This window comes from Frankia sp. Cppng1_Ct_nod (genome assembly GCF_920656135.1).
GTDB lineage: Bacteria > Actinomycetota > Actinomycetes > Frankiales > Frankiaceae > Protofrankia > Protofrankia meridionalis.
Genome location: NZ_CAKKTK010000013.1, coordinates 12,229 through 34,559, shown reverse-complemented (window position 1 = coordinate 34,559; position 22,331 = coordinate 12,229). Strand labels below are relative to the sequence as shown.

General features: G+C 66.9%; 21 protein-coding genes. 11 read left to right on the top strand and 10 right to left on the bottom strand.

Annotated elements, in window-relative coordinates; all coding sequences use genetic code 11:
* Nucleotides 1–129: 129 nt before the first annotated feature.
* Nucleotides 130–1,134, bottom strand: a complete 1,005-nt coding sequence (locus NBW77_RS06300) for a beta/alpha barrel domain-containing protein (protein ID WP_131744912.1) — start codon at nt 1,132–1,134, stop codon at nt 130–132.
* Between the two features lie 253 nt (nt 1,135–1,387).
* The gene (locus tag NBW77_RS06295; RefSeq protein WP_131744913.1) at nt 1,388–2,104 is read right to left on the bottom strand and encodes a peroxiredoxin-like family protein; all 717 of its coding nucleotides are present in this window, start codon (nt 2,102–2,104) and stop codon (nt 1,388–1,390) included.
* 316 nt (nt 2,105–2,420) lie between these two features.
* Between NBW77_RS06295 and NBW77_RS06290 the strand changes: the two genes are divergently transcribed.
* Nucleotides 2,421–2,663, top strand: coding sequence for an acyl carrier protein (locus NBW77_RS06290; RefSeq protein ID WP_131744914.1), 243 nt, complete (start codon nt 2,421–2,423; stop codon nt 2,661–2,663).
* A 70-nt stretch (nt 2,664–2,733) separates the two neighbouring features.
* On the opposite strand, the gene NBW77_RS06285 is transcribed toward NBW77_RS06290, so the two are convergent.
* Nucleotides 2,734–3,153 carry a DUF2795 domain-containing protein gene (locus tag NBW77_RS06285; RefSeq protein WP_131744915.1) on the bottom strand — a complete coding sequence of 140 codons (420 nt, stop codon included), beginning with the start codon at nt 3,151–3,153 and terminating at the stop codon, nt 2,734–2,736.
* A gap of 751 nt (nt 3,154–3,904) precedes the next feature.
* Between NBW77_RS06285 and NBW77_RS06280 the strand changes: the two genes are divergently transcribed.
* Together NBW77_RS06280 and NBW77_RS06275 are read left to right on the top strand one after the other, a co-directional pair.
* Nucleotides 3,905–4,639 (top strand): DUF1918 domain-containing protein, encoded by a 735-nt coding sequence (locus NBW77_RS06280; protein WP_131744917.1) that lies wholly within the window; start codon nt 3,905–3,907, stop codon nt 4,637–4,639.
* Between the two features lie 12 nt (nt 4,640–4,651).
* Complete coding sequence (locus NBW77_RS06275; RefSeq protein WP_242605508.1) at nt 4,652–5,398, top strand: phosphoribosyltransferase; 747 nt, start codon at nt 4,652–4,654, stop codon at nt 5,396–5,398.
* On the opposite strand, the gene NBW77_RS06270 is transcribed toward NBW77_RS06275, so the two are convergent.
* Nucleotides 5,349–6,311: an expansin EXLX1 family cellulose-binding protein gene (locus NBW77_RS06270; protein WP_250279404.1), complete on the bottom strand. Its 963-nt coding sequence runs from the start codon at nt 6,309–6,311 to the stop codon at nt 5,349–5,351. The genes NBW77_RS06275 and NBW77_RS06270 overlap by 50 nt on opposite strands.
* A gap of 747 nt (nt 6,312–7,058) precedes the next feature.
* Nucleotides 7,059–7,565, bottom strand: a complete 507-nt coding sequence (locus NBW77_RS06265; RefSeq protein ID WP_131744918.1) for a PaaI family thioesterase — start codon at nt 7,563–7,565, stop codon at nt 7,059–7,061.
* Between the two features lie 246 nt (nt 7,566–7,811).
* On the opposite strand from NBW77_RS06265, the gene NBW77_RS06260 reads away from it, so the two are divergent.
* Nucleotides 7,812–9,095 carry an acyl-CoA dehydrogenase family protein gene (locus tag NBW77_RS06260; protein ID WP_131744919.1) on the top strand — a complete coding sequence of 428 codons (1,284 nt, stop codon included), beginning with the start codon at nt 7,812–7,814 and terminating at the stop codon, nt 9,093–9,095.
* On the top strand, nt 9,092–9,964 hold the full coding sequence (locus NBW77_RS06255) for a sugar phosphate isomerase/epimerase family protein (protein ID WP_131744920.1): 873 nt from the start codon (nt 9,092–9,094) through the stop codon (nt 9,962–9,964). The genes NBW77_RS06260 and NBW77_RS06255 overlap by 4 nt, the downstream gene beginning before the upstream one ends.
* A gap of 69 nt (nt 9,965–10,033) precedes the next feature.
* Here the strand turns inward: NBW77_RS06255 and NBW77_RS06250 are convergent, their stop codons facing one another.
* The 3 genes from NBW77_RS06250 to NBW77_RS06240 form a co-directional block, all read right to left on the bottom strand.
* On the bottom strand, nt 10,034–10,342 hold the full coding sequence (locus NBW77_RS06250; protein ID WP_131744921.1) for a hypothetical protein: 309 nt from the start codon (nt 10,340–10,342) through the stop codon (nt 10,034–10,036).
* An 8-nt stretch (nt 10,343–10,350) separates the two neighbouring features.
* Nucleotides 10,351–11,835, bottom strand: a complete 1,485-nt coding sequence (locus NBW77_RS06245) for a class I adenylate-forming enzyme family protein (protein ID WP_502799445.1) — start codon at nt 11,833–11,835, stop codon at nt 10,351–10,353.
* Nucleotides 11,836–11,941: 106 nt separating this feature from the next.
* Nucleotides 11,942–13,084 carry an acyl-CoA dehydrogenase family protein gene (locus tag NBW77_RS06240; RefSeq protein WP_165485775.1) on the bottom strand — a complete coding sequence of 381 codons (1,143 nt, stop codon included), beginning with the start codon at nt 13,082–13,084 and terminating at the stop codon, nt 11,942–11,944.
* A gap of 163 nt (nt 13,085–13,247) precedes the next feature.
* Between NBW77_RS06240 and NBW77_RS06235 the strand changes: the two genes are divergently transcribed.
* From NBW77_RS06235 to NBW77_RS06220, 4 genes are all read left to right on the top strand, one after another.
* Complete coding sequence (locus NBW77_RS06235; protein WP_131744924.1) at nt 13,248–14,009, top strand: enoyl-CoA hydratase-related protein; 762 nt, start codon at nt 13,248–13,250, stop codon at nt 14,007–14,009.
* A 95-nt stretch (nt 14,010–14,104) separates the two neighbouring features.
* A complete protein-coding gene (locus NBW77_RS06230; RefSeq protein ID WP_131744925.1) occupies nt 14,105–15,298 on the top strand; it encodes an amidohydrolase family protein in 1,194 nt (397 codons plus the stop codon).
* The gene (locus NBW77_RS06225) at nt 15,295–16,041 is read left to right on the top strand and encodes an NUDIX hydrolase (protein WP_131744926.1); all 747 of its coding nucleotides are present in this window, start codon (nt 15,295–15,297) and stop codon (nt 16,039–16,041) included. The genes NBW77_RS06230 and NBW77_RS06225 overlap by 4 nt, the downstream gene beginning before the upstream one ends.
* On the top strand, nt 16,034–16,798 hold the full coding sequence (locus tag NBW77_RS06220) for a nitroreductase family protein (RefSeq protein WP_131744927.1): 765 nt from the start codon (nt 16,034–16,036) through the stop codon (nt 16,796–16,798). Before NBW77_RS06225 ends, NBW77_RS06220 begins: the two co-directional genes overlap by 8 nt.
* A gap of 92 nt (nt 16,799–16,890) precedes the next feature.
* Here NBW77_RS06220 and NBW77_RS06215 read toward each other — a convergent pair whose 3' ends face one another.
* Both NBW77_RS06215 and NBW77_RS06210 read right to left on the bottom strand, forming a co-directional pair.
* Entirely contained in the window at nt 16,891–19,314 is a 2,424-nt protein-coding gene (locus NBW77_RS06215; protein WP_250279403.1) for a CaiB/BaiF CoA transferase family protein, read from the bottom strand.
* Nucleotides 19,315–19,533: 219 nt separating this feature from the next.
* A complete protein-coding gene (locus tag NBW77_RS06210) occupies nt 19,534–20,448 on the bottom strand; it encodes an alpha/beta fold hydrolase (RefSeq protein WP_131745779.1) in 915 nt (304 codons plus the stop codon).
* Between the two features lie 189 nt (nt 20,449–20,637).
* Between NBW77_RS06210 and NBW77_RS06205 the strand changes: the two genes are divergently transcribed.
* Nucleotides 20,638–21,105, top strand: coding sequence for a Zn-ribbon domain-containing OB-fold protein (locus NBW77_RS06205; protein WP_175324663.1), 468 nt, complete (start codon nt 20,638–20,640; stop codon nt 21,103–21,105).
* 44 nt (nt 21,106–21,149) lie between these two features.
* Nucleotides 21,150–22,319, top strand: coding sequence for a thiolase family protein (locus tag NBW77_RS06200; RefSeq protein ID WP_250279401.1), 1,170 nt, complete (start codon nt 21,150–21,152; stop codon nt 22,317–22,319).
* Nucleotides 22,320–22,331 lie beyond the last annotated feature (12 nt).

The following is a 22,331-nucleotide window of genomic DNA, read 5'->3' as shown; positions in this document are numbered from 1 at the left end:
TGGCCGCCCGCCGTGCCTGCCCGGTCGGGCATCCGTCGGTATGTTCTCCGTCCCCTACACGGTAGCGAGTCGGATCGTGTTCCTTGCGGACACGGACACGGACACGGACACGGGTACGCGGACCGGAGGTCAATCCTGAAAAGCCGGGCTCCGGCCCGCCGGAGGTCCCGAGGAACCCGGGCGGTCGGTCTCGATGTGGTCGGTCTCGATGTGGTCGGCATAGCCGGCGAGAATGTCGCCGAATACGCCTGCGTCGCCCTGACGGTTCCAGAAAGCCGTGGCCGCCTGCACCGCGCCGGCTCCGGCCCGAAGGAAGTCGAGGACGTCCCGCCCGCAGGTCACCCCGCCGACACCGATGATCTCTACTGTCTCGGGCAACATGAGTCGCAGCTGCCGCACCTGACCGAGTGCCACGGGTTTGAGGGCGGCGCCGCCGAGCCCGGCGAGTTCGACATCGATCACCGGACGGTTCGCCTCGGTCAGGGCGAAGGCATTGGGAAAGGTGTTGACCGCGCAGACGAACCGTGGGCCGTGCGGCGCCCCGGCCAGTGCTCGTACGAGAGTAGCCAGTTCAGCTAGTCCAGCCGGGTCCGAAAACGGCGATATCTTGATGCCGAAGGTCGGCGGAGGCTGGTTTCCCCGAGCGGCACCCGCGGTGGCGAGCGCCTCGCCGACCTGAATGCAGATGGCTTCGGTCTGGCCATTGTCGAAGCATGCGATGCGTTTCTGCGCACCGCCGTCCCACACATTCGGGCAGGCGAGGTTGAGCTCAATGAAGTCGACGCCGGCGAGCGCCACGTCATGGGCCACGGCGGCATATTCGGCACCGGTGAATCCCGCGATGCTGACGATCAGTGGTTTATCGACGGCTTGTGTGAGGGAGACCATTTCCGGGAGGTGCTTCCGGTAGTAGTCGAGTCCGGGATTGGGAAGACCGAGCGCGTTGAGTGAGAAGATGTCCCCGGCATGGTAGACGTTGCCCGCGTTGCCACCCCGGGCTTCCTGGGTGATCGACCCGATGACAACCGCCGAGACGGCGCTGCGGGCGAGAGCATCCACCTCGTCAAGGTTCTTACAGGTGCCCGCGGCGTTCATCAGCGGATGCTCGAGCTCGACTCCGCAAAGCGTGGTCATGACCACCGTCTTTCCCTGGGCGCTCAACCTCTCCGGTCGATCATCGCTGGCGGCATTGAACTGATCGCACCCCGCGACATCGTCGTCGTTACGCCCCTTACTCTAGATGATCGAAACTTTAGGCGATCGAATGATCGCGCTACCTTTGGTCGGGTGGCTGTTGGGGGCCTCCGGTAGCGCGAAGAAAATGATCGCGCTACCTTTGGTCGGGTGGCTGTTGGGGGCCTCCGGTAGCGCGAAGAAAATGATCGCGCTACCTTTGGCCGGGCGACCGGACCGCGTCGAGCACGGTTGTCGCCTCGGTACGGATCATCCAGTTGGGATGGACGTCGGCGAAGCGCACCACACGGTCGCGGTCGATGACGACCACCGTGGGGTACGGCAGCGTCCACCGTCCGGTTCCGAGGATGACGCTGAAGTCATGGCCGCCCTGGAGGTACTTCCGCTTCGATTCCTCGTCCGGATCGAATCCGATACCGAAAGTGTCGATCAGTGTGTACTCGTGGTCCGAGGCCACCAGGAAGTCGAAGTGGTGACGCTTTTTGATCGCGACCAGTTTCTCGGGAACCTGCGGGCTGATTGCCACAAGCCGAGCACCCAGCTCCCGCAACGCGGGTTCGAGGGCGACCTGGTAGCCAGACAGAGCTGTGTTGCAGGCAGGGCAGTCCGCGAACCGGAAGAAGAGCAGAACCACGGGTCCGTCCGCGAGCAGGTCGGTGAGGACGACCTGCCCCCCGTCCACCTCCGGCAGTGCGAACGGTTGCACGAGGTCACCGGGCTTGACGAAACGCGCGCGATCGGCATTGGCCTCCAGCGACCGGCGCAGGGTTGCGGAAGCATGTAGCTGCTCCGGTGGCCATTCCGCGTCCCGGGTGGCCTGCAGTGAGTCGAGCAGCCCCTGCACGGTCACGTGCGTCCCGCCGTCCTGGTTCGTGGAGCCGGTCTGGGTCGTTAGGCCGGTCTGGGTCATCGGTGTCTCCTGTCGGTTGGCCTGGAGGAGACGGTAGCCGATTCCCGACTAAGTCGGTAGAGAAACGTTCCTAGATGGTTTCGTTTAGTGATGATTCTTTGTCTGTGGGTGACCATCCGTCGCGGTCCGTCGTGCCCGGCGGGGATTACGGTTGCGCTGTGCCGCGTCTGCCCGACGTGACCAGGAATTGACGACCGGCCCACGTTTAGTTCTCCGGTGACCGTCGATGAACACAGGGTCGGACACGCGTCGGTGTGGTGGTAGCCGCGGACCGCCGACGGAGAAGAAAAAGAAGACGAAAAGGAGAGGATTAACGATGGCAACAGAGGAAACCGGATTCAGTGACGTCGTCCATGACCTGATCTCGGTGCAGTATCATGCCCTCAAGGACTGTCGTGAATATGGGCAGTATATTCAGGATGCGGAGGACGGCGGCCAGCATGAAATCGCCGATTTCTTCCGCGAAGTCATGCGGCAGGACGCGCAACGGGCGGCAACCTGCCACCGCTATCTGGCACACCTTTCGGGTACACCCGCAGCCGGTTCCGCCGTTCGCTGACCCGGGCTTTCCCGGCTGACCGGATCAGCGGATCAGCGGATCCTCCCGTTGTCAGGGCTTATCGCAATCGTCAGAAGCGGACGGTTTCGACGTCCTCGCCTCCGTGCAGCGCCCGCCAAAGATCGCCTACGGTGTTGTACTGCTCGCGCTTGGGGAGGGCGAGCAGCGTCTCGACGAGCTGGTCCGGGGCGTTGCGGTTACGAAGTCCGTGGACGAGCTGGGCTGGGCGAGCCGGGAAGTCATGCCGGTCGAACCAGCGGGCGAGTTCGGAACGAGCCTCGACCGCCGCAGTGGTTGCACCGCCGCCGCGGTCGACAGCGGGCAGGTCCGGCATGAGGGAGACCTGCGGCTGGTCCTCACCCGGAGGTTCCGCGGAACGCCATTCCTCGGTCCGGGTGTCCCGTCCCGCCCGGACCAGCCCGTCGACCTCGTGCGCAAGGTTGTTGTCCATGACAGGGCCGTGTTTGGTGCTCTGGCGCTGCATCGGCATCGTGGTGCTCCTCCTCGGTTCTGGCCGGTCCACGGTCGAAGACCGTTCGACCGGTCCACTGGGGCGAGAGATCCCGAGATAGGCCTATGTCGGAGGCCGCGGTTCCGCCGGAAAGAGACCGGGAATGGGCGGGGGCAGGTCAGGTCCTGGGCCGGGGCTGGGAATGTCCGGTCCTGGCACCGGGTCAGGGACGTCGGGTGCGGGCGCGGGAACGTCAGGCCCGGGCAGGGGCGGATCCGGGTCGGGGCCGGGCTTCGGGACGTCTGGGCCGGGTCCCGGCGTCGTGTCGAGGGACGGGTGGGACGGCGGGCTGGGCGATGGGACGGACGACGGAGGGACGGACGACGGAGGGACGGACGACGGAGCCTTCGGCCTGCAGGCCACAACCGTGATCACAGTTCTCCTCCTTACGGGCGGCGACCGTGGGTGGGTCGCAGGTCCGGGTCGTCTGCGTCGGTCGACTCCTGCCACCTTCCACGGACACGGGGTTTCGAATCGTCCTGCCGGGGTCCGGTACCCCGATGGCGACGATCTTGGCCGCCGGGCGGAGCGGTCTCGGTGGAAAGGCCGCACTCGCGGGTGTTCCGGGAACAGCGAATGGGGAAGGAGGGAGGTGAGGAGGTCGGGTTCGCGTGACAACGGCCTCCGGTAACAACCTTCAGCCACAACATGGAGGGCTTGTCGCGGAGCTCCCGAGATGCCCACGCGCGGGACGCTGACCACGAGATCCAGGCCCGGGAGGTGAGCGTCGATGACTGACGTACTCAGCGTTGTCAGCGCTCCGCCGGTAACGGTGGAGCGGACCAGCACGATTCGGGAAGCGGCACAGGAGATGGACCGGCACGGGGTCGGTGCGCTACTCGTCACCGATCAGGGTCGTCTTGTCGGAATTATCACCGATCGTGACATCGTGCTACGTGGTCTAGCCCGTGACGTTCCCATGGAGACTTCCATCGGTCAGCTGATGACCACGGATGTCCTCACGCTGGCGGTCGGCGTGGAGCTTGCCCGCGCCTACGAGGTTTTCCGTGATCATGCGTTGCGTCGGCTGCCGGTACTCGACGGCGACCAGATCATCGGAGTTCTGTCTGTTGACGATCTCCTTATTCGTGATGCGCGACGCATTGAAGATCTTGTCCGGCCGCTTGCCCAGGAAGTCATCGCCCGCCATCGCAGGACCCCGGTGGGGGGCCTCGGCGAGCCAGGTCATGCCGGTGACGGTGGGATCGGCGTGCATCGCCGACTGGTCCGGGCACATCCCGGCGATACGCTGATCATCCACGGGCGGACGTTGGGCCGGCCGGACCGGCACGGCGAGATCCTTGAGGTGCAGTCCCCGTCCGGTGATCCGCCGTTCCTGGTCAGCTGGTCCGACTCCGGCCATGTCACCTTCACCTATCCGGGACCGGACGCCGAAGTACGCCCGCGCGAGCAGGAGACCACCGCGACCGGCAGCCGGACAGGCAACGGCAGCAGAAGCAGATGAGACCGGCCGTGGATGCGCGGTCCGTGCTGGCAGCAGGTGATGTCCGCGGGTGAGGCAGTGCAGGAGGTGACCGTGCGGGATCTGTTCACTGACCGGCCGTCGGCAGGTCGGGCTCTGGCCGAGCGCCTGACCGAATTTGCCGACCATGGGGACGTCGTCGTCCTTGCCCTGCCTCGGGGAGGTATGCCGGTCGCTTTCGAGGTTGCGCGACGGTTGCACGCCGACTTGGATGTCTTCGTCGTTCGCAAGCTCGGCGTCCCCGGTCACGCCGAGCTTGCGATGGGCGCGCTGGCCAGCGGCGGCATATTGGTCCGTAATGACCAGGTGATTTACGCGCTGGGCGTCTCGGAGGAGACGATCCGCCAGGTGGCGGATGCGGAGCGCCGCGAGCTTGAACGTCGGGAAGGCGCCTACCGCGGCGACCGGGCGCCATTGGACGTCACCGGTCGTGTGGTCCTCCTGGTGGACGATGGGATGGCAACCGGTGCGACGATGCGCGCCGCCGTCGATGGGCTTCGCGGGCGCGGGCCCGCTCAGGTGGTCGTAGCGGTGCCGGTGGCGTCCGAACGGGCATGCCGGGAGATGCGACTGGTGGCCGACGGCGTCGTGTGCGTCGCCACGCCGTCGACGTTCTTCGCGGTGGGCCAGTACTACACCGACTTCTCCCAGACATCCGATGATGAGGTCCGTGAGCTGCTTGCAGCTGGGCCTAATGCCGGGCGAACTGCGATGAGGTCGACTGGATCACGGTCGGGCTGAGCATGATCCCGGAGTTCACCAGCTGCTGGCCGTAGATGTCGGTCAGCCTGACCGTGAAGGGCCCGGCGCCGAGGCCGTTCGGGGCGAGGAAGTAGTTGTAGTCCTCTCGCGGCAGTGCCAGCCAGGTTCCGTTGACGCTGATCTCGAGCGAGACCACCGGATTGCGGTGGTTACGCGGTTGAACAGCGAGCCAGTAGGCGGACGAGCCATCCTTGATCCGGTACTGCACATTGCCGATGTCGCCCGGGCTGACGAGGTTCCAGGAGATGGCGACCCTGCCGGCCACCGGGTCGGCGATCGCGGCGAACGCCTCCTGACTGAAGTCGACATCGCCCGGCTTGCACTCGGGGCAGCGATCGACAATTTTCACCACAATGGTGCCGCGCGGGCCGGTGGCCTGGATGTAGGCGCCACACATCCGCGCGTTTTCGAAGTCGGCGTCGTTGAGGGCCGCATACGCGTGGGATGCCTCCAGACCGGCACCCTCGTACAGGCAGTTCCCCAGGCCGCCGCCCAGCGAGTAGAAGGTGCCCTGGCCGGTATAGGTGACTCCCGGCCGGATCCGACCGTTGTCCTTGGGAGCGGTCCCCTGCGCGGTCGACTGTGTCGCAGGCCGCGTTGTCGCGTTCGGTTTTGCCGCCTGGGTGTGGGCGGGAGTCGTCACCGATACGGGTGCGGTCGCGGTTGTGGCCGAAGCTGTCGGGGATGGCGGCGGGCCGGGCTGGATGCCTGGTGCCACGGGCTGCGTGGTGGCCGGCACCGCGGCTGTTGTCGCGGGCGTTACCGGGGAGGGTGATGACTGATTGGTCAGCCCGGTCAGCTGGCAGCCGCCGATAATGCTGAGGACCACACCTGCGCCGATCAGAACGGTGACCGGATAACGGTAGAGCCGACCGTGCAGGAATGAACCCACCTGGTGATGGCGTCGCGTTGATGTGCGGGCGGATGGTGAGCGGGTCAAGACTGCTCCGTTGCCAAGGACGGGACTGTGACATCCCGCCTCTCCGGTCCCCACCCAACGTCATGAACCCTAGCGAGGGTGATTCGGCATGGTCCAGGAACTTTGTACCCTTTGGGTAAGTGGCGATCATTTGTAGATGATCTGTTGTTTGATCGTGGTTCTATGTGGCCGGCGACGTTGACGAAGCACCGGGACCGGCGGCGGGACGGGCTGGTGCGCGGCTCGGTTGGTGGTACCGGGCGGGTTCAGTGTTCGATGATGTCCGGCTCTCCTGCCGTGAGACCGGCCGTCCAAGGGTGCGGTTGAACGGACGAGGACGAGGACGAGGACGAGGGTGCGGGGACGAGTGGGTGCGGTCTCGAGGTCAGAATTCGCTTCGCCTCATGGTGAGTTCGCCACAGTAGGAGGCCACAAAAGGCCTCGAACGTCCCGCCGAGAACTGCGAGCAGGTTATCGAGCGCGATGCCGTCGCACAGCAGCATGAGCCCGAGGAAAAGCAGTATCCAACGTGCCCACCGAGTTCGGTGGATGTGGTGTCCTGCCATGCTGTCGGCTGCCACCTTGATATCCGGGTTCAGATGGTGTAGGCCGCTTCTTGCCGGCCGTGCCATCCGAACCGGGTCCCTGAAGGGAACAACATTTCCGGGCCTTGCGAACGGCTCGTCATCCCGCTGGGCCGGGCACTGTCCTCGGGCGCTCTTACTGGGCCGCGTCCTGCTGGGCGAGCCAGGCCTGCTGACGGTCGAAATGCGTGCGGTCGCGTGCCACGAAGATGCCCTTGGCAGTGGCGAGCTCCGCGTTCGTGGTCGCCAGGCGCAGTTCTCCGGACACGTACAGGCGTTGGCCCTCGCGGCGTTCGAGCCATGCTGACGCCAGCAGCTCACGTTCCAGGGGTACCGGTCGGATGAACTTGATCTCCAGGGTGCCGGTGACCGCCAGGATACCTAGGTGCATGGGAAGGTGGCCCAGTACCTCGTCCATGATCCCGGCGGTCCATCCGCCGTGGGCGACGTCGGGGCCACCTTCGTGGTCCGCCGAGCAGGTCACATTCGCCCGCAGAACGTTGTCGTCGTCGAGACGTTCGTGGACCATCCCCAGCCGGCAGTGCCCCTTCCGTGAGCAACTTCCACACAGTGCCACCGCACCGTTGAACCCGGGCGGCATCTGGAAGTCCGAGCCCGCCCAGCGTGGTTCGTTGTCACTCATGGGATGGGTGTCACCTCTTCTGATCGCATACTGCTAACGACGGCGGGCCTGGTTGCGGGAATGTCTCAATATAAGTATAAACATATAACGATTAGAAGTAGTTCGGCGCGGTCCGCTTCACCTGCCCGTCACACTGGTCAGAGGTTGCGAGGGAGGACCCGAAGCGGCTGTGTTCGCCACGTATCCCATCCGCGGCAGAGTCATGATGTCACCAAGTGTATAAACAGACAGTGACAGGAGTCACCGATGTGGGGCTTTCAGACGGATCCCGAGTACCAGAAGCTCCTGGACTGGGCGGAGGAGTTCGTCCGTACAGAGGTCGAACCCGTCGACCGGCTGGTCCGGCAGCCGTACGATCTTGCTGACCCGGTCCGTGCCGCGCTCATCCCACCGCTTCAGGAGAAGGCCCGCGCGCAGGGCCTGTGGGCCTGCCACCTCGGCCCGGAGCTCGGCGGCCCGGGGTACGGCCAGCTGAAGCTCGCGCTCCTCAACGAGATTCTCGGCCGCTCACGCTGCGCTCCGACGGTTTTCGGCTGCCAGGCGCCCGACTCCGGCAACAGCGAGATCCTCGCGCACTTCGGCACCGAGGAACACAAGGCGAAATATCTCGAGCCGCTGTTGCGAAATGAGATTGTTTCGTGTTTCTCCATGACCGAGCCGCAAGGTGGCGCCGACCCGAAGGTCTTCAAGACCCGAGCGGTGCTGGACGGCGACGAATGGGTGATCAACGGTGAGAAGTGGTTCTCCTCGAATGCCCGTTTCGCCTCCTTCCTGATCGTCGTCGCGGTGACCGATCCGGACGCGCCGCCCTACCGGCAGCAGTCCATGTTCATCGTCCCCACGGACACGCCCGGAATCCGTTTCATCCGGCATGTCGAACTCATCGACGAGGAGGTCGGCGGGGGAACCGAGGGGTACATCTCGTATGAGAACGTGCGCGTGCCACGCGCCAACCTCCTCGGCGAGCAGGGCGGCGGTTTCGCGGTCGCCCAGGTCCGCCTCGGCGGCGGTCGCATCCACCACGCCATGCGCACGGTCGGCCTGGTGAAGTGGGCCTTCGACATGATGTGCGAGCGTGCGCTGTCCCGGTTCACCCAGGGTGAGGTGCTCGCGCGCAAGCAACTGGTGCAGGAGGCGATCGCGGACACGTGGATCCAGATCGAGCAGTTCCGGCTGCTCGTCCTGCGGACCGCCTGGCTGATCGACGAACGCCAGGACTACCGGCAGGTCCGCGGCGACATCGCGGCGATCAAGGCGGTCATGCCGAAGGTGATGCTCGACGTCACCTCCCGGGCGCTGCAGTTGCACGGCTCCCTCGGGCTGACCAAGGAAATGCCGTTCTTCGACATGCTTGTCGCGGGCTACACCGTCGGTCTCGCCGACGGCCCGACCGAAGTCCACAAGGTCACGCTCGCGCGTGAGGTGCTCAAGCAGCACAAGGCGACCGACGGGCTTTTCCCGACCAGCCACCTTGTCGCCCTTGAGGAGCAGGCAAGGCGGCGTTACGCTGATGTCCTGGCCGACCTGTGACGGGGGAGCGCGAGGGCGGCGCGGTTGCCCCCCTCATCCTGTGCAATGTCTCGGTGGCGTCGTTGGGCTTGCGTGACGTCATCACAGCGGCGTCCTCGGCGGGCTTCGACGGCATCTCGATCCTGGGGCGGTCCCTGCGGCGTGCCCGGACCCGTGAGGGCCTGTCCGACTCCGACATCAGGGCACTGCTGGACGACAACGGCCTCGTCCTCACCGAGATCGAGGCGGTGGGTGACTGGCTCACGCCGTCTCCCGCGGACCAGCCCGCCTTCATGGACCAGGTACTGACCGAGACCGAATATCTCGAAGCGGGCCGGTCGCTGGGCGCGAGGACGCTGGTGGCGACGCACTTCGGGGATTCGGTCGACGTCGATCAGGCAGCGGAGAAGTTCGCGGGCCTGTGTGACCGCGCCACCGAGTACGGCCTGGACGTTGCCCTGGAAGCGGTCGCCTGGGCAACGATCTCCGACATCGGGACGGCTGGGGAGATCGCGAGCCGGGCCGGCCGGCCCAACGCCGGGATCCTCGTGGACGTATGGCACCACAACCGGGGCCCCGGCGCCGGTGACAACGACATCCTGCGTGGCGTTCCCAGCGATCGGATTCTCTCGGTTCAGCTCAGCGACGCCACAGCGACACCGGTCGGTCCGCCGCTCGAGGACGTCTTCCACCGGAGGCTGCCCGGTGAAGGCGATCTGGATCTGTCCGGCGTTGTGCAGGTCCTCGACGAGGGCGGGGTGCGGGCACCGATCGGAGTGGAGGTCCTCGACGCGAAGATCCTCGCCCATGGCCCGGCCGGGGCCGGCCGGATCCTGATGGACGCGTTACGCACCACGCTCGACCACGCGCGGGCGACCGAGCGGGCATGACAACGGTGGGGACAGGCTCCAGGGCCTGTCCCCACCGTTCGTGGCCGAACCGTTCGTAAGAGCCTGGTGTCAGTCGCTCGATGGCAGGGGCTTGGCCTCCTTGAGCACCAGCGGGGTCAGCCCGATGGCCAGCGTGCCCACGCCCGCCTTGGTGATGAGGAGCTCGATCTCGTTCGCCTCGTTGGTGTACCGCTTGCCGAGCAGGGTCCCGCCGGCGAGCTCCGGCTTGAGGTCCAGGCCGTCGGCGGGGGTCTCCTTGGACCCGATCACCGGATGGCCACCGACGGTCAGATCGATATCACCGGATCCGGGACGCACCACGATCACCTCTGTGGAGCAGACCTGGCTGCGCAGTCGCGTGCCTGTCTTCAGTCGCATGCTGTGGCTCACGCCCTCTCGAATGTCGCGGAACTGCCGATTTCGGCGACCAGCTGGCGGCGTAGCAGCTTGCCGGTGGGTGTGTAGGGAAGCTCGTCGCGGAAGACGACCTCGTCCGGGGTGCGGGAGCCGCGAAGCCTGGCGCGGACCCACGCACGCAGATCGTCCGCTTCCGGTGAGGTCTGTGGTTCCGGCACGACGACGGCGGTCAGCCGTTCGCCCCATTCGACGTCGGGGAGGCCGATGACGGCGACCTCCTTCACCGCGGGATGGTGGATGAGGACGTCCTCGATCTCAGCCGGCGCGATGTTCTCGCCCCCGCGGATGATGGTGTCGTCCGCTCTTCCCTCGACGAACAGGTAGCCGTCGGCGTCGAGGAAGGCCCGGTCCCTGGTGGGGAACCAGCCGTCGGGGTCGAGGACGGAGGCGAGACCCAGGTACTCGCCGGAGATCTGACTGCCGCGCACCCACAGTTCGCCGATTTCTCCGGGGTCGGTCACCCGTCCGGCGGGGTCGCGGATCTGCCCTTCCACCCCGGGCACGAAACGGCCGGCGGAGGCGAGGCGGGCCTGCACCGACGGGTCCTGCGACGCGAGCGCCTCACGGTGGTCGTCCGGCCCGAGGACGGCGATCGTCGAGCTGGTCTCGGTGAGCCCGTAGGCGTTGACGAAGCCGGTGCCGGGAAAGGCCTCGAGTGCCTTCTCCAGGACCGGACGGGGCATGCGCGCGCCGCCGTAGGCGATCGACCGCAGCGTCGGGGCCTGCGCCTGTGCCCCGTCGAGAGTCTCGACGATGCGAGCGAGCATCGTCGGGACGACCATCGCGCTGGTCACCTTCTCCTCCGCCACGAGGCGCAGCCAGGCGTCCGCGGAGAAGTTCGGTAGGTAGACGAACCGGCGGCCGGCATAGGTGTTCGTCAGCACCGTGCCGACCCCGGCGATGTGATAGGGCGGGACGCTGGTCAGCGCGGCCTCGTCCTCGTCGGCGGCGCCGAACTCGACGGTCTGCAGGACGTAGGAGACGAGGTTGGAGTGGCGGAGCACAACGGCTTTCGGTTTGGACGTCGTCCCACTGGTGAAGAGCAGGACCGCCGGGGAGTCGTCATCCACGTCGACGGGGTCCGAAGGTTCCGCGAGCGCGGCGGTGGCGAGCCAGTCCTCGGACCGGTACACGGTGAGGCCGGTGCGGGCGACGACATTGCGGTAGGCGTCGTCGCAGATGACGACGGGGCCGTGTAACTCGCCGAGCAGTGCGTCGAGTTGATCCTCGCTGAGGCGGTAGTTCAGGGGCACGAAGGGCATCCCGGCCGCCGCTGCGGCGAACAGCGCAGCGGGAAAGGCCGCGCTGTTCGCACCGAGGTAGGCGACGCGGTCCGCGCCGGAGGACTTCAGGAGCGTGGCACCTCCGGTTGACACACGAACGAGATGCTCGAAGGTAATGCCGCTGTCATGCCGACCCAGCGCCACCCGGTCGCCGAAAGCACTCGCGGTCATATCGAGCAACATCCCGATACTCATACACCCTGCCCCTGGATCGTCAATGCCCTAAATAATCCCCAAAAGCAAAATATTCTATTGCAATTTAGGGGTCAACTCGCGTTTACCCGCCGAGTGAGCGACCGACGATCTCTTTCATGATCTCGGTGGTGCCGCCGTAGAGCCGTTGGACGCGCGAGTCCCGCCACAGCCGAGCGATCTCGTATTCGTTGACGTAGCCATACCCGCCGTGCAGCTGGAGGCAGCGGTCGAGGACCTCCCACTCGGTCTCGGTCGTCCACCACTTGGCCTCGGCCGCCTCCTCGGCGGTCAGTTCCTCGTCGATCAGGGCGGTTATGCACCGGTCCAGGTAGATCCACAGTACGTCCACCTTGGCCTTGATCTCGGCCAGGGAGAACCGGCTGGCCTGGAAGTCCGCGATCGGCTGACCGAAGACCTTGCGGGTCCGGGTGTATTCCAGGGTGATGTCGAAGGCCCGCTGCGCCCGCGCGGCCGCGGTAACGGCGATACCGAGGCGTTCCGTCGGCAGGTTGCGCATCAGGTTGTGGAAGCCGCGGCCTTCGGTTCCCAGGAGGTTGGCGGCGGGGACGCGGACGTCGTCGAAGAACAGCTCGGACGTGTCCGCCGCCTTGATGCCGATCTTGTCGAGCTTCTTCCCGCGGACGAAGCCGGGCATGCCGGTCTCGACGACCAGCAGGCTCATGCCGCGGTGACCGGCGGCCGGATCGGTCTTCGCCACGACCAGGATGTGGTTGGCGATCTGCCCGTTGCTGATGAACGTCTTCGACCCGTTGACGATGTAGTCGTCGCCGTCCCGGCGGGCGGTCGTCGCGATGCTCCTGATGTCGGAGCCCGCGCCGGGTTCGGAGATCGCGATTGCCCAGATGGACTCGCCGGTGACAAGACCCGGCAGCCACCGCTGTTTCTGCTCGGCGGTCGTGAGATCGAGCAGGTAGGGCATGATGATGTCGTTGTTCACGGCGAAACCGACACCGACCGTGCCGGTGGCGACGATCTCCTCCGCAAGGATCGCGTTGAACCGGAAGTCCTTGACCCCGGAGCCGCCGAACTGCTCCGGCACCTCCCAGCCCAACAGTCCGGCGCTGCCGGCGCGCCTCCAGACGTCCGTGGACGTCATGCCGTCGCGCTCCCACTCCTCGGTGTGCGGGGCGCATTCCTTCTCGAAGAAGGCGTGGGCGCTCTCCCGGAACAGTTGGTGGTCGGGAGTGAAGATCGTGCGTCGCAAGGTCGCCTCCGGAGGCGTACGCGGTCGTCCGGCCCAGTTGACGGTGCGGCCAGCCATCGCGACCGTGCCAACCCGATAAACGTATAACCTAGTTAGCGCATGCTAGTGCAAGGTTCGAACTGTGTCACGACGTTGGGCGAGACGTCGGGTTGGAGGTCGTCCGATGGCCGTTGAGGTGCGTCGGGACGGAGCCGTCGCCGTGGTCACCCTGTGTCGTCCCGAAGCGGGCAACGCGATCGATCCGGCAACCTCTGCCGCGGTCGGAGACGCGCTCACCACCCTGGGCGCGGACCCCGAGGTCGCCGTCGTCGTCCTCACCGGTGCGGGTGACCGCGTCTTCTGCTCCGGCATGGACCTGCGGGCGTTCGCCCGCGGTGCCCGACCGGCCGTGAGCGCGGGACCTGGCATCGAGATCGTTCTGCGTGATCGTTACGAAAAGCCCCTGGTCGCGGCTGTGAACGGCGCGGCGGTCGCCGGCGGGCTGGACCTCGCGCTGTCGTGTGATCTGATCGTCGCGGCTGAGCACGCCGTCTTCGGGCTCCCCGAGGTTCGCCGGGGGCTCGCCTCGGTCGGCGGCAGTACCCGGCTGGCGCAGCGCCTGCCCCTGGCGGTCGCGCTCGAGCTGGGGCTTACCGGCGAGCCGATCGGCGCGCGTCGGGCACTGGAGCTCGGCCTCGTCAACCGGGTGATGCCGGCGGGTCGGGTCCTGGAGGAGGCCCTGACGCTCGCCCGGCAGGTGGCCGCGAACGCACCGCTGGCGCTGGCTGCGACCAAGCGCCGGATGCACGATGCGGCCGGTTCGTATGACGCGGCCGGTTGGCGTGCGGCGCAGGCCGGGGCAGCCGCGCTACAGGACACCGACGACGCGCGTGAGGGCGCGGCGGCCTTTGTCGAGAAGCGGGCCCCGCGGTGGTCCGGCCGCTAGCCTACGATCAGCACTACTAGTATGCTAATTTTACGGAATGGCTCGTAGGGTCGCGAGGCTCGCAGGGTCGCGAAGATAAATGTGAGGAGGCTCCGATGACAGAGCTCGGCTTCGGACTGTTCGACTGCGACACGCACTGCTACGAGACCAGGGACGCCTTCACGAAGTACCTTCCGGCGGAGTGGTCCGAATACGCTGTCCGGCCGATCAAGTTCGAGGGCGGCCTGGAAAAGATCATGGCCGCTGACCGGGTCGCGACCTTCAACTCCGAGCAGGGCCTCGGGTTCGATCTGGCGTACCGACCCGGGTCGCTCAAGGAGATGCTCCGCCAGATGGCGTCGGGCAACCCGGACGAGACCTACGAGCCGGAGCCCATGCGGCCGGAGTACCACGACCGGGACGTCCGCCTGAAGCTGATGGACGTCCAGGGGGTCGACCGGGCCGTCGTCTTCCCGTCCGCGATGGCGCTGTCGGTCGAGAACTACGTGAAGAACGTGCCCGCCGCCTACGCCAACGTGCACTCGTTCAACCGCTGGTTCGAGGAGACCTGGGGTTTCGCTTATCAGGACCGCATCTACGCGCCCGCGCTGCTCTCCCTGCGTGACCTCGACCTAGCCGTCGCCGAGCTGGACGACCTCCTTGCCCGTGGGGCCCGGGTCGTGCTGCTGCCGACCGGTCCGGTGAACGGGCGCTCGCCCGGCGACCCCTACTTCGACCCGATCTGGGCCCGCCTCAACGAGGCCAATGTGACCGTTGCCTTCCATATCATGGAGAACTGGTACAACGAGAACATCGGGCCGGCGTGGGGCTACGAGGCATTCCCCGCGGCGTGGCACATGTCCGCGTGGCAGTGGAACAACCTGTACGGCGAGCGTCCCATCGAGGACACCCTGTCGGCGCTCATCTACGACAACGTCTTCGGACGGTTCCCGAACCTGATGGTGCTGGTCGCCGAGTTCGGAGCCTCGTGGATTCCGCACTTCCTCGAGCACATGGACAAGAGCCGGGGCATGGGGCGTAACGGCCCGTGGCGCGGTGGTCGTCTCACCGAGCGCCCCAGCGCGATCTTCCAGCGTCACATCCGGGTCGCGCCGTACCCGGAGGACAACGTCGCGAAGATCGTCCGCGACCTGCCCGACGTCGACTGCCTGGTCATGGGCTCGGACTTCCCGCACGCCGAGGGTCTGGCCTCCCCGGCCGACTTCTCTCAACTACTCACGTCGCTGTCGCCGGAGCAGCAGCACAAGATCCTGCGTGGTAACGCGGAGAAGCTGTTCGAGAAAGCGTGAGAGCGGCGGGTGCCCACGGGCCCGACAACCCGTTCGTCGCGACGGGAGCCGACACTGCGGACCTGGACGGTCCGGGTGACGAGCCCATCCCGTACTGGGACAGGTTTTCGGGTACCAGGACCCGCCTGGACCTGCCGCCGCCGTGGGCCGGCCTGCCCGCGGCAGCGCGCAGAGGAATCCGCGTCGACGCGGCCCGGCGCGCTTTCGAGCGACGGAAAAAATCTCCGGATGCCCCGAGCCGGCCGGGTGTACGCAAGGCGGCGGTCCTCGTGGCCTTGTTCGAGGAAGCCGGCGAGACCCGGCTCTTCCTGATCAAGCGTTCCGTGACCGTCAGCACCCACCAGGGCGAGGTCGCCTTTCCCGGCGGGGAACGCGACGTCGGCGAGGCATCCGGCCCGGCCGCCTTGCGGGAGGCGTGGGAGGAGATCGGTCTGGATCCCGCCTCCGTCGAACTGATCGGTGAGCTGGGCCGTCAGGAGGCCGTCCTGACGAACTATCAGATCACCCCGGTCGTGGGTGTTCTCCAGGCCCGGCCGGCGCTGCGCATCAACAACAGCGAGGTCCAGCAGGCCTTCGACATCTCACTCGCGGGGCTGATGGTGGACGGCGTGTACCGCCAGGAGCGCTGGAACGCCGCGGACTCCTCGTTCACGGTTCCGTTCTTCGAACTTCCGCATGGCAGCGCCTGGGGGGTCACCGCCCTGATGCTGCTCGAACTCCTTGAGGCCGTGACCGGTGCCTGACGAACCGCCGGCCGGTGACCGACCGCGGGACAACCCGTGGCCCGACGACGTCGTGGGCCTGCTCGAGGGAATCGTCACGACCCGGGCCATCCGCCGGTTCCGTCCGGAGCCGATCGGGGAGAACGCGCTCGCGACGATGCTGTTCGCCGCGTCCCGGGCGCCCAGCGGCTCCAACCGTCAGCCGTTCCGTTTCCTCGTCCTGCGTGACGGTCCGCGGGCTCGAGCCGCCCGCTCCCTGATCGGGCGCGCCGCCCGGGAGCAGTGGGCCAACAAGGTCGTGTCGGATGGCTACGAGCGTGGCAGCGGCGTCGACGTGGACACGCCGAAGGCCAGGATCGCCGCCACGATGGCGCGTTTTGTCGAGACCTTCGAGGACGTTCCGGTCGTCGTCCTGCCGTGCCTGGTCCGCTACCGCGAGCCCAACCCGTCGGATGGGGCGTCGGTCTACCCGGCCTGCCAGAACCTGCTGCTGGCCGCCAGGGCACTCGGCTACGGGGGAGTGCTGACCGGCTGGCACCGGGTCGTGGAACCTGAGCTCCGCCGCCTCCTGGAGATCCCCGACGGGGTGTTCATCGCCGCGACGATCGCGCTTGGCCGTCCGGAGGGACGGCACGGGCCGGTACGCCGTCGCCCCCTGCGCGAGATGGTCTTCGAGGACGGCTGGGACGAACCGGCGGCCTGGGCGCTCGATCCGCCGGGCACGCGGTATACCGCCGCGGGTCCTCCCACCGCCGACGGATGGCCGTCCAACGGATGACCGTCCGACGCTGACCGCGCATCATCGAGGCGGAGGAACGGCCGGGGTCGGTTCGGGCGGACCGACCCCGCCATCCCGAGGTCTGTCCTCCGCTATGCGGGTACTTCCTGGCCCGCGACGATTTTGGCCTCCTTGAGCGCGGCGATGGCATCCGCGCCGTACCCGAGCTCGGTGAGAAGCGCCTCGGTCTGCTCACCGAGCAGGCAGCTGCGGCCGATCCGCCCGGGTGTCTCCGACAGCGCCGCGGGCAGGCCGTGCACGCGGATCCGCCCGAAGAGCGGGTGGTCCACCTCCACGACCAGGCCGGTCTCCAGCATGGTCTCGTCGGTGCAGGTGAACGCGGAGATGCCGCCCTCGTAGACGGTCACGCAGGCGAGCCCTTCGGGGACGAACAGGTCCTCCCACCCCTGCGCGGTGTTCGTGGTGAACACATCCTCCAGGATGACGGCGAGGTCGTCGTCGTTGTCGAGGCGGCTTTCCACCGTGGCGAAGCGGGCGTCGTCCAGTAGTTCCGGACGCTTGATCCCGCCGATCAGGGTCTCCCACTCCTTCTGCGTCGGGGCCGCCAGGAAGACCCAGCCGGACGATGTCTGGTAGAGGCGGTAGAGCGCGTTGAAACCGTGCTGTTCTGGATCCAGGGCGGGTGCCACCGGCTTGCCCTCGTAGGCGTTGAGATCGTCGGAGTAGGTGTAGGCATTCCCGTTGATCATGGTTGTGGAAACGAACTGTCCTTCTCCGGTCCGCCGTTGGTGGGCCAGCGCCAGCATGAGGCTGGAGAAGACCACGAGCGCGGCGTTGGAGTCCCCGTCGGTGAGGCCGCGCAGCCGCGGCTGCACGATGGCCTGCAGCTCCATCAGGTCCAGGCTGCCGACCAGGTCCGGGTCGGTCCAGTAGGCGGCCTGCTTGTGGATGCTGCCGGCCACGGCGCTCGCCGAGTCCGCGTACAACGGGCGCGGGCTGTACGGCCCGCTGATGCCATAGCCGGTGGCGTGCAGGTACACCAGCTTCGGATTGATCGCTGACAGCGTCTCGTAGCTGAGGTCGAGACGTTCGGCGACTCCAGGCCGGAAGCCCAGGGCGAAGACGTCCGCCTTTGCGATCAGATCCTTTATGATCTTCTTTCCCTCATCTGTGGACATGTCGACGGCGATGCTCTCCTTGCCCGCCATCGTCCGTACGCCGCTGGTCTCCCTGACGCCGAAGGAGTTGCGCATCGGGTCTCCTGCGAGGGCCTCGACCTTGATGACCCGCGCTCCCATCGCCGCGGCCAGAGTGACACCGAAGGGCATGGCGTAGAAGTAGCCGAACTCGACGATCGTCACCCCGTCCAGCGGATGGCGCGGGGTAGGACCGGCGGGGGCGGTGGGGGCCGAGGGCCCGGTCGACGGGCCGTGGTTGACGCCGAGCGTGGGGGCGGACCGTTCGATCCGGGACGGCGACCTGCCGAACGTGGCGACCGGCCCGATCTGACGGATCACGCCGTGTTCGGGATCGTTGATTCCGATCGAGTTCCCGTTGTGGACGATCTGCGGGTGGTCGAGACCTTCCTCGCAGGTCGCGGCGACCTCGAAGGCGACGTCCGAATTCGCCTCCAGCAGCGGCACCCACTCGGCGCGCGTCCTCTTCCGGACGGTCTCGCTGAGCAGGTCCTCCCACCGCTGGGCGTCCTCGGGAGTCTTGAACTGAGGCATGTTCTCGAACACGGGGTCGGCGATGGTGTGTGCGAGACCGAGAACCCGGGTGAGGGCCTGCGCCTGGTGGGGAAGCTGCGGATTGGTGATGATGAAGCGGCCGTCGGCGGTGGCCATCGTGAGGCTGTACCGGGTGGCCGCCAGCGCCCCGCCGCGGGGATTGATGATGACCTGCGGCTCCTTGCCGGTGTTCATCGCGTACTGCCAGTGCATCGTCCCGAAGTAGTCGACCGGGTTGATGCCCTGCACCAGGGTGGCCTCGACACGTTGGCCGCGTCCGGTCCGCTCGCGAACGATGAGCGCTGCGAGGATGCCGCCGAGAGCCATGTGCGCGGCGCCGCTGCTTCCCAGTGACGCGGCGGTGAAGATCGGGCCCGGCCGGAAGCCGAACTGACCCCGGGCGAACGCCCCTGCCTTCGCGGCGACCACGCCTTCGTAGCCCTTGAGGCGTGCATACCTGCCGGTTGAGCCGAAGCCGTTGATCGAGCAGTGGACCAGCGCCGGGTTGACCGTGCGCAGCGTCTCGTAGCCTAGGCCCCAGCCGTGCGCGACCCCGGGTTCGAAGCTTTCGATCAGGACGTCCGTGTGCCTGGCGAGTTCACCGACCTCGGCCTGGCCGGCGGGAGTACGCAGATCGGCGGTCAGGCTTTCCTTGCCTCGGTTCCAGACCAGGAAGCCCGGTGGCAACTGCGTGCGTAGGCGGTCACCCTCGGGTGATTCAATCTTGATGACCCGGGCACCGTTGTCCGCGAGGATCATTCCCGCCAGGGATCCGGCAATGCTGCCCGCACCCAGCTCGAGCACTGTCAAACCGTCGAGGATCATCGATACCGCTTTCCAACGCCGCGGGTCACGCCGACACGAGAACCCCTCAAGCCGTCCTGGCTCCCATCCGGAGCAGGAGGGCGAGGCGTTTCGCTGCGGACGCACTCTTAATCAGGTGAACAATCTAACAGGTTGAGGGCTGCTCCAATAGGTGGCGCCGGATGCGTCCGGCGGCGAGGCACGTTGGTAGATGTGCAGGTCTGCGCGCTGGAGCGAGGGCTACCGGCCCGCTTCGTCGACACCGAAGACGAAATCGGTGATGAGCTCGGCGAGCTCCACCGGTCGGTCGCCCTGGACGGAATGGCCGGCGCCGTCGACGGTCTCGACGCGGCTCGCGGGTTGGCGGCGGCGGAACTCGGCCACGTCATCCGCGGTGACGACACCGGAGGTCGATCCCAGCACGAGCATGGCGGGCGCCGAAAGCGTGGAGACGTCCTCCCACAGGGGAAGGAAGTCCAGCATGCCGCCCGGAGGGGTCAACCGGTCGTACCGCCAGGTCCAGCCGCCGTCCGGGAGCGGGCGGGCGTTGTGCAGCAGACCGCGGCGCAGCGAACTGACCGACCGGGTCGGGTTGTGCGTGATGGTCCGTTCCAGCAGTTCGTCAAACGAGGGGAAGGACACCGGGCCGTTGACGAACGCGACGATCGGGGCGCTCTTCTCCAGGGTCACACCCGGGGTCACGTCGACGACCACGAGCCGAGGGACGAGATGTGGGTACCTCGACGCGAGGCGGATGCTGGTGAGCCCGCCCAGCGACATACCGACAACCCCGGCAGCGTCCGGTGCGAGTTCGGCGATGACCTTTGCCAGGATGTCGGCGTTGCGCACCGGCCAGTAGTCGCCGTCCGAACGCCAGCCCGAGTGGCCGTGCCCGGGAAGGTCGACCGCAACCAGGGGACGGCCCAGGGCCAGCGCGACGCTGTCCCAGGTGTGCGCGTTCTGCGCCCCGCCGTGCAGCAGCACCAGTTCGGGGGACCCTTCACCCCAGACGAGCGCGCTGATCCGTTCGCCCTCGACGACGACGTCCTCGCGTCTCACGACCGGTGCGCCGCTCCAGGCCAAGCCGGCCTCCCGGGCGTTGTCCGCGAAGTGCCCGAACTCGTCGTACTCGGGTAGTTCCACACCCTCTGCCATGCGCGGGCCTCCGGGAGTGATCTATTCCTTGAACGGCCATCCGTGAGGTGACCGGATGCTGGGACCGGCGTCCGCGGTAGGGGACTGGTGGAACGCCCTCAATATAGTTACAACATAAACCTATATCATGTACGGTCCGGACCTGCCCGTACCGCGGACCTGCCGTGCGACGGCGTGAAGGAGACCGTGATGAGTGCGATCAGCGACGAGGAAGTGCTGGCGCGCTTCCCCCGGACCGCGATCGACCATGACAACAAGCACTACTACAAAGGCCTGCTCGAGCGGAAGCTCCTGGTGAACAGGTGCCGTGCCTGCGGCAGTTGGCGCCAGCCGCCGCGACCGATCTGTTCGGACTGCTGGTCCACGGACATCGAGCCGGTGGAGGTGTCCGGCCGGGCCGTCATCCACCTGCTGATCTTCCTCCACCAGGGCCCGCCCGCTCCGGGCGTCGACTACTCGACGCCGTACCCGGTCGCCGTGGTCGAACTTGAGGAGCAGGAAGGCCTCCGCTTCTCCACCACCATCGTCAACGCCGATCCACAGACCCTGCGCATCGGACTGCCCGTGACGCTCACCTGGCTCGAACGTGACGGCAACCCCTTCCCAGCCTTCTCACCCGCCTCACCCGCCTCACCCGCCTCACCCGCCAGTGTGTAGTGCCGGCGCTGGCACATCCGACGATTGACCAGGAGACCTGGACGATGACGCGGTACCCCGTCAAGGACAAGGTGGCCTTTGCCGGCACGGGCGCCAGTGCGTTCTCCCGTGACTCGGGCGGACGGTCACAGCTTTCTCTGTGCGCCGAGGCGTGCACGCGGGCAATCAGGGACGCGGGCCTGACCGCGGCCGACATCGATGGCATCGCCGGGGCGATTCCGATCGCCTACAAGGTCCAGTCCACGGTCGGTATTCCCGAGACCACCTGGTGGACGAGCCCACCGCAGGAGGGTTCCTTCGTCCAGGTGATCCTGGAGGCCATGAACGCCGTGTATTCCGGCGCCTGCACCACCGCGCTCGTCTATCACACATTCTACCGGCTGCCCTGGGCGTCGAGGGCCGCGGCCAAGGACCCGTTCCGCAGGATGCTGTCGATCGCCGGGGGTATTTCGGACGCGCCCGAGAACGTGTGGGGTTCCGTCGGATACACCGCATGGGCGAGTCGATACCTGCACGAGTACGGTGCCTCCCGGGAGGATTTCGGGCTGGTCGCCATCAACTCTCGGTCAAATGCCGGGCGTAATCCGCATGCCGTCCTGCAGACCCCGATCACCATGGACGACTACCTGGCCGCCCGCATGATCCGCTGGCCCCTGTCGCTGCTCGACATGGACATTCCCATCGACGGTGCCATCGCCTTTGTCATCACCACCGCCGAGCGGGCCCGCGATCTGCCGCGGCGACCCGTCCTCATCCATGCGGCGACGGCGGGTGTCATCGGCCGCAACGAGGAGGATCAGACCCCGGGGCTGCGCAACCACGGCCAGCGGGTGAGCGTCGAGACGCTGCGGGCCCGCAGCGACCTGTGGCTCGACGACATCGACGTGTATTATCCCTACGATGGTTTCTCCTTCATCACCCTTTCCTGGCTGGAGGCCATCGGTTGGTGCGGCCCGGGTGAGGCCGGCGCTTTCATCCGGGACAACTGGGACGACAAGACGAACAGCCTGTTAATCAACGGGAGGATTCCCGTCAACACCCATGGCGGCAGCTTGTCCGAAGGCGGGACGCAGGGCGCCGGCCATATTCGTGAGGCCGTTCTGCAACTACAGGGTGAGGCCGGCGACCGTCAGGTTCCCGACGCCCGTACAGCCGTTCTCACTCCCGGCGGATTCTTCTTCAACGCACACGGACTCGTCCTCCGGACGGAGTAAGCCCGGCCGTGG

Coding starts and splice junctions, on each gene's coding strand:
- NBW77_RS06250 (WP_131744921.1), bottom strand. CDS start 10,342: ATGCGACTGAAGACAGGCACGCGACTGCGCAGCCAGGTCTGCTCCACA.
- NBW77_RS06275 (WP_242605508.1), top strand. CDS start 4,652: ATGCGCGGTCCGTGCTGGCAGCAGGTGATGTCCGCGGGTGAGGCAGTG.
- NBW77_RS06235 (WP_131744924.1), top strand. CDS start 13,248: ATGGCCGTTGAGGTGCGTCGGGACGGAGCCGTCGCCGTGGTCACCCTG.
- NBW77_RS06205 (WP_175324663.1), top strand. CDS start 20,638: ATGAGTGCGATCAGCGACGAGGAAGTGCTGGCGCGCTTCCCCCGGACC.
- NBW77_RS06290 (WP_131744914.1), top strand. CDS start 2,421: ATGGCAACAGAGGAAACCGGATTCAGTGACGTCGTCCATGACCTGATC.
- NBW77_RS06210 (WP_131745779.1), bottom strand. CDS start 20,448: ATGGCAGAGGGTGTGGAACTACCCGAGTACGACGAGTTCGGGCACTTC.
- NBW77_RS06295 (WP_131744913.1), bottom strand. CDS start 2,104: ATGACCCAGACCGGCCTAACGACCCAGACCGGCTCCACGAACCAGGAC.
- NBW77_RS06280 (WP_131744917.1), top strand. CDS start 3,905: ATGACTGACGTACTCAGCGTTGTCAGCGCTCCGCCGGTAACGGTGGAG.
- NBW77_RS06230 (WP_131744925.1), top strand. CDS start 14,105: ATGACAGAGCTCGGCTTCGGACTGTTCGACTGCGACACGCACTGCTAC.
- NBW77_RS06300 (WP_131744912.1), bottom strand. CDS start 1,134: ATGACCACGCTTTGCGGAGTCGAGCTCGAGCATCCGCTGATGAACGCC.
- NBW77_RS06200 (WP_250279401.1), top strand. CDS start 21,150: ATGACGCGGTACCCCGTCAAGGACAAGGTGGCCTTTGCCGGCACGGGC.
- NBW77_RS06265 (WP_131744918.1), bottom strand. CDS start 7,565: ATGAGTGACAACGAACCACGCTGGGCGGGCTCGGACTTCCAGATGCCG.
- NBW77_RS06215 (WP_250279403.1), bottom strand. CDS start 19,314: ATGATCCTCGACGGTTTGACAGTGCTCGAGCTGGGTGCGGGCAGCATT.
- NBW77_RS06260 (WP_131744919.1), top strand. CDS start 7,812: ATGTGGGGCTTTCAGACGGATCCCGAGTACCAGAAGCTCCTGGACTGG.
- NBW77_RS06245 (WP_502799445.1), bottom strand. CDS start 11,835: ATGACCGCGAGTGCTTTCGGCGACCGGGTGGCGCTGGGTCGGCATGAC.
- NBW77_RS06285 (WP_131744915.1), bottom strand. CDS start 3,153: ATGCCGATGCAGCGCCAGAGCACCAAACACGGCCCTGTCATGGACAAC.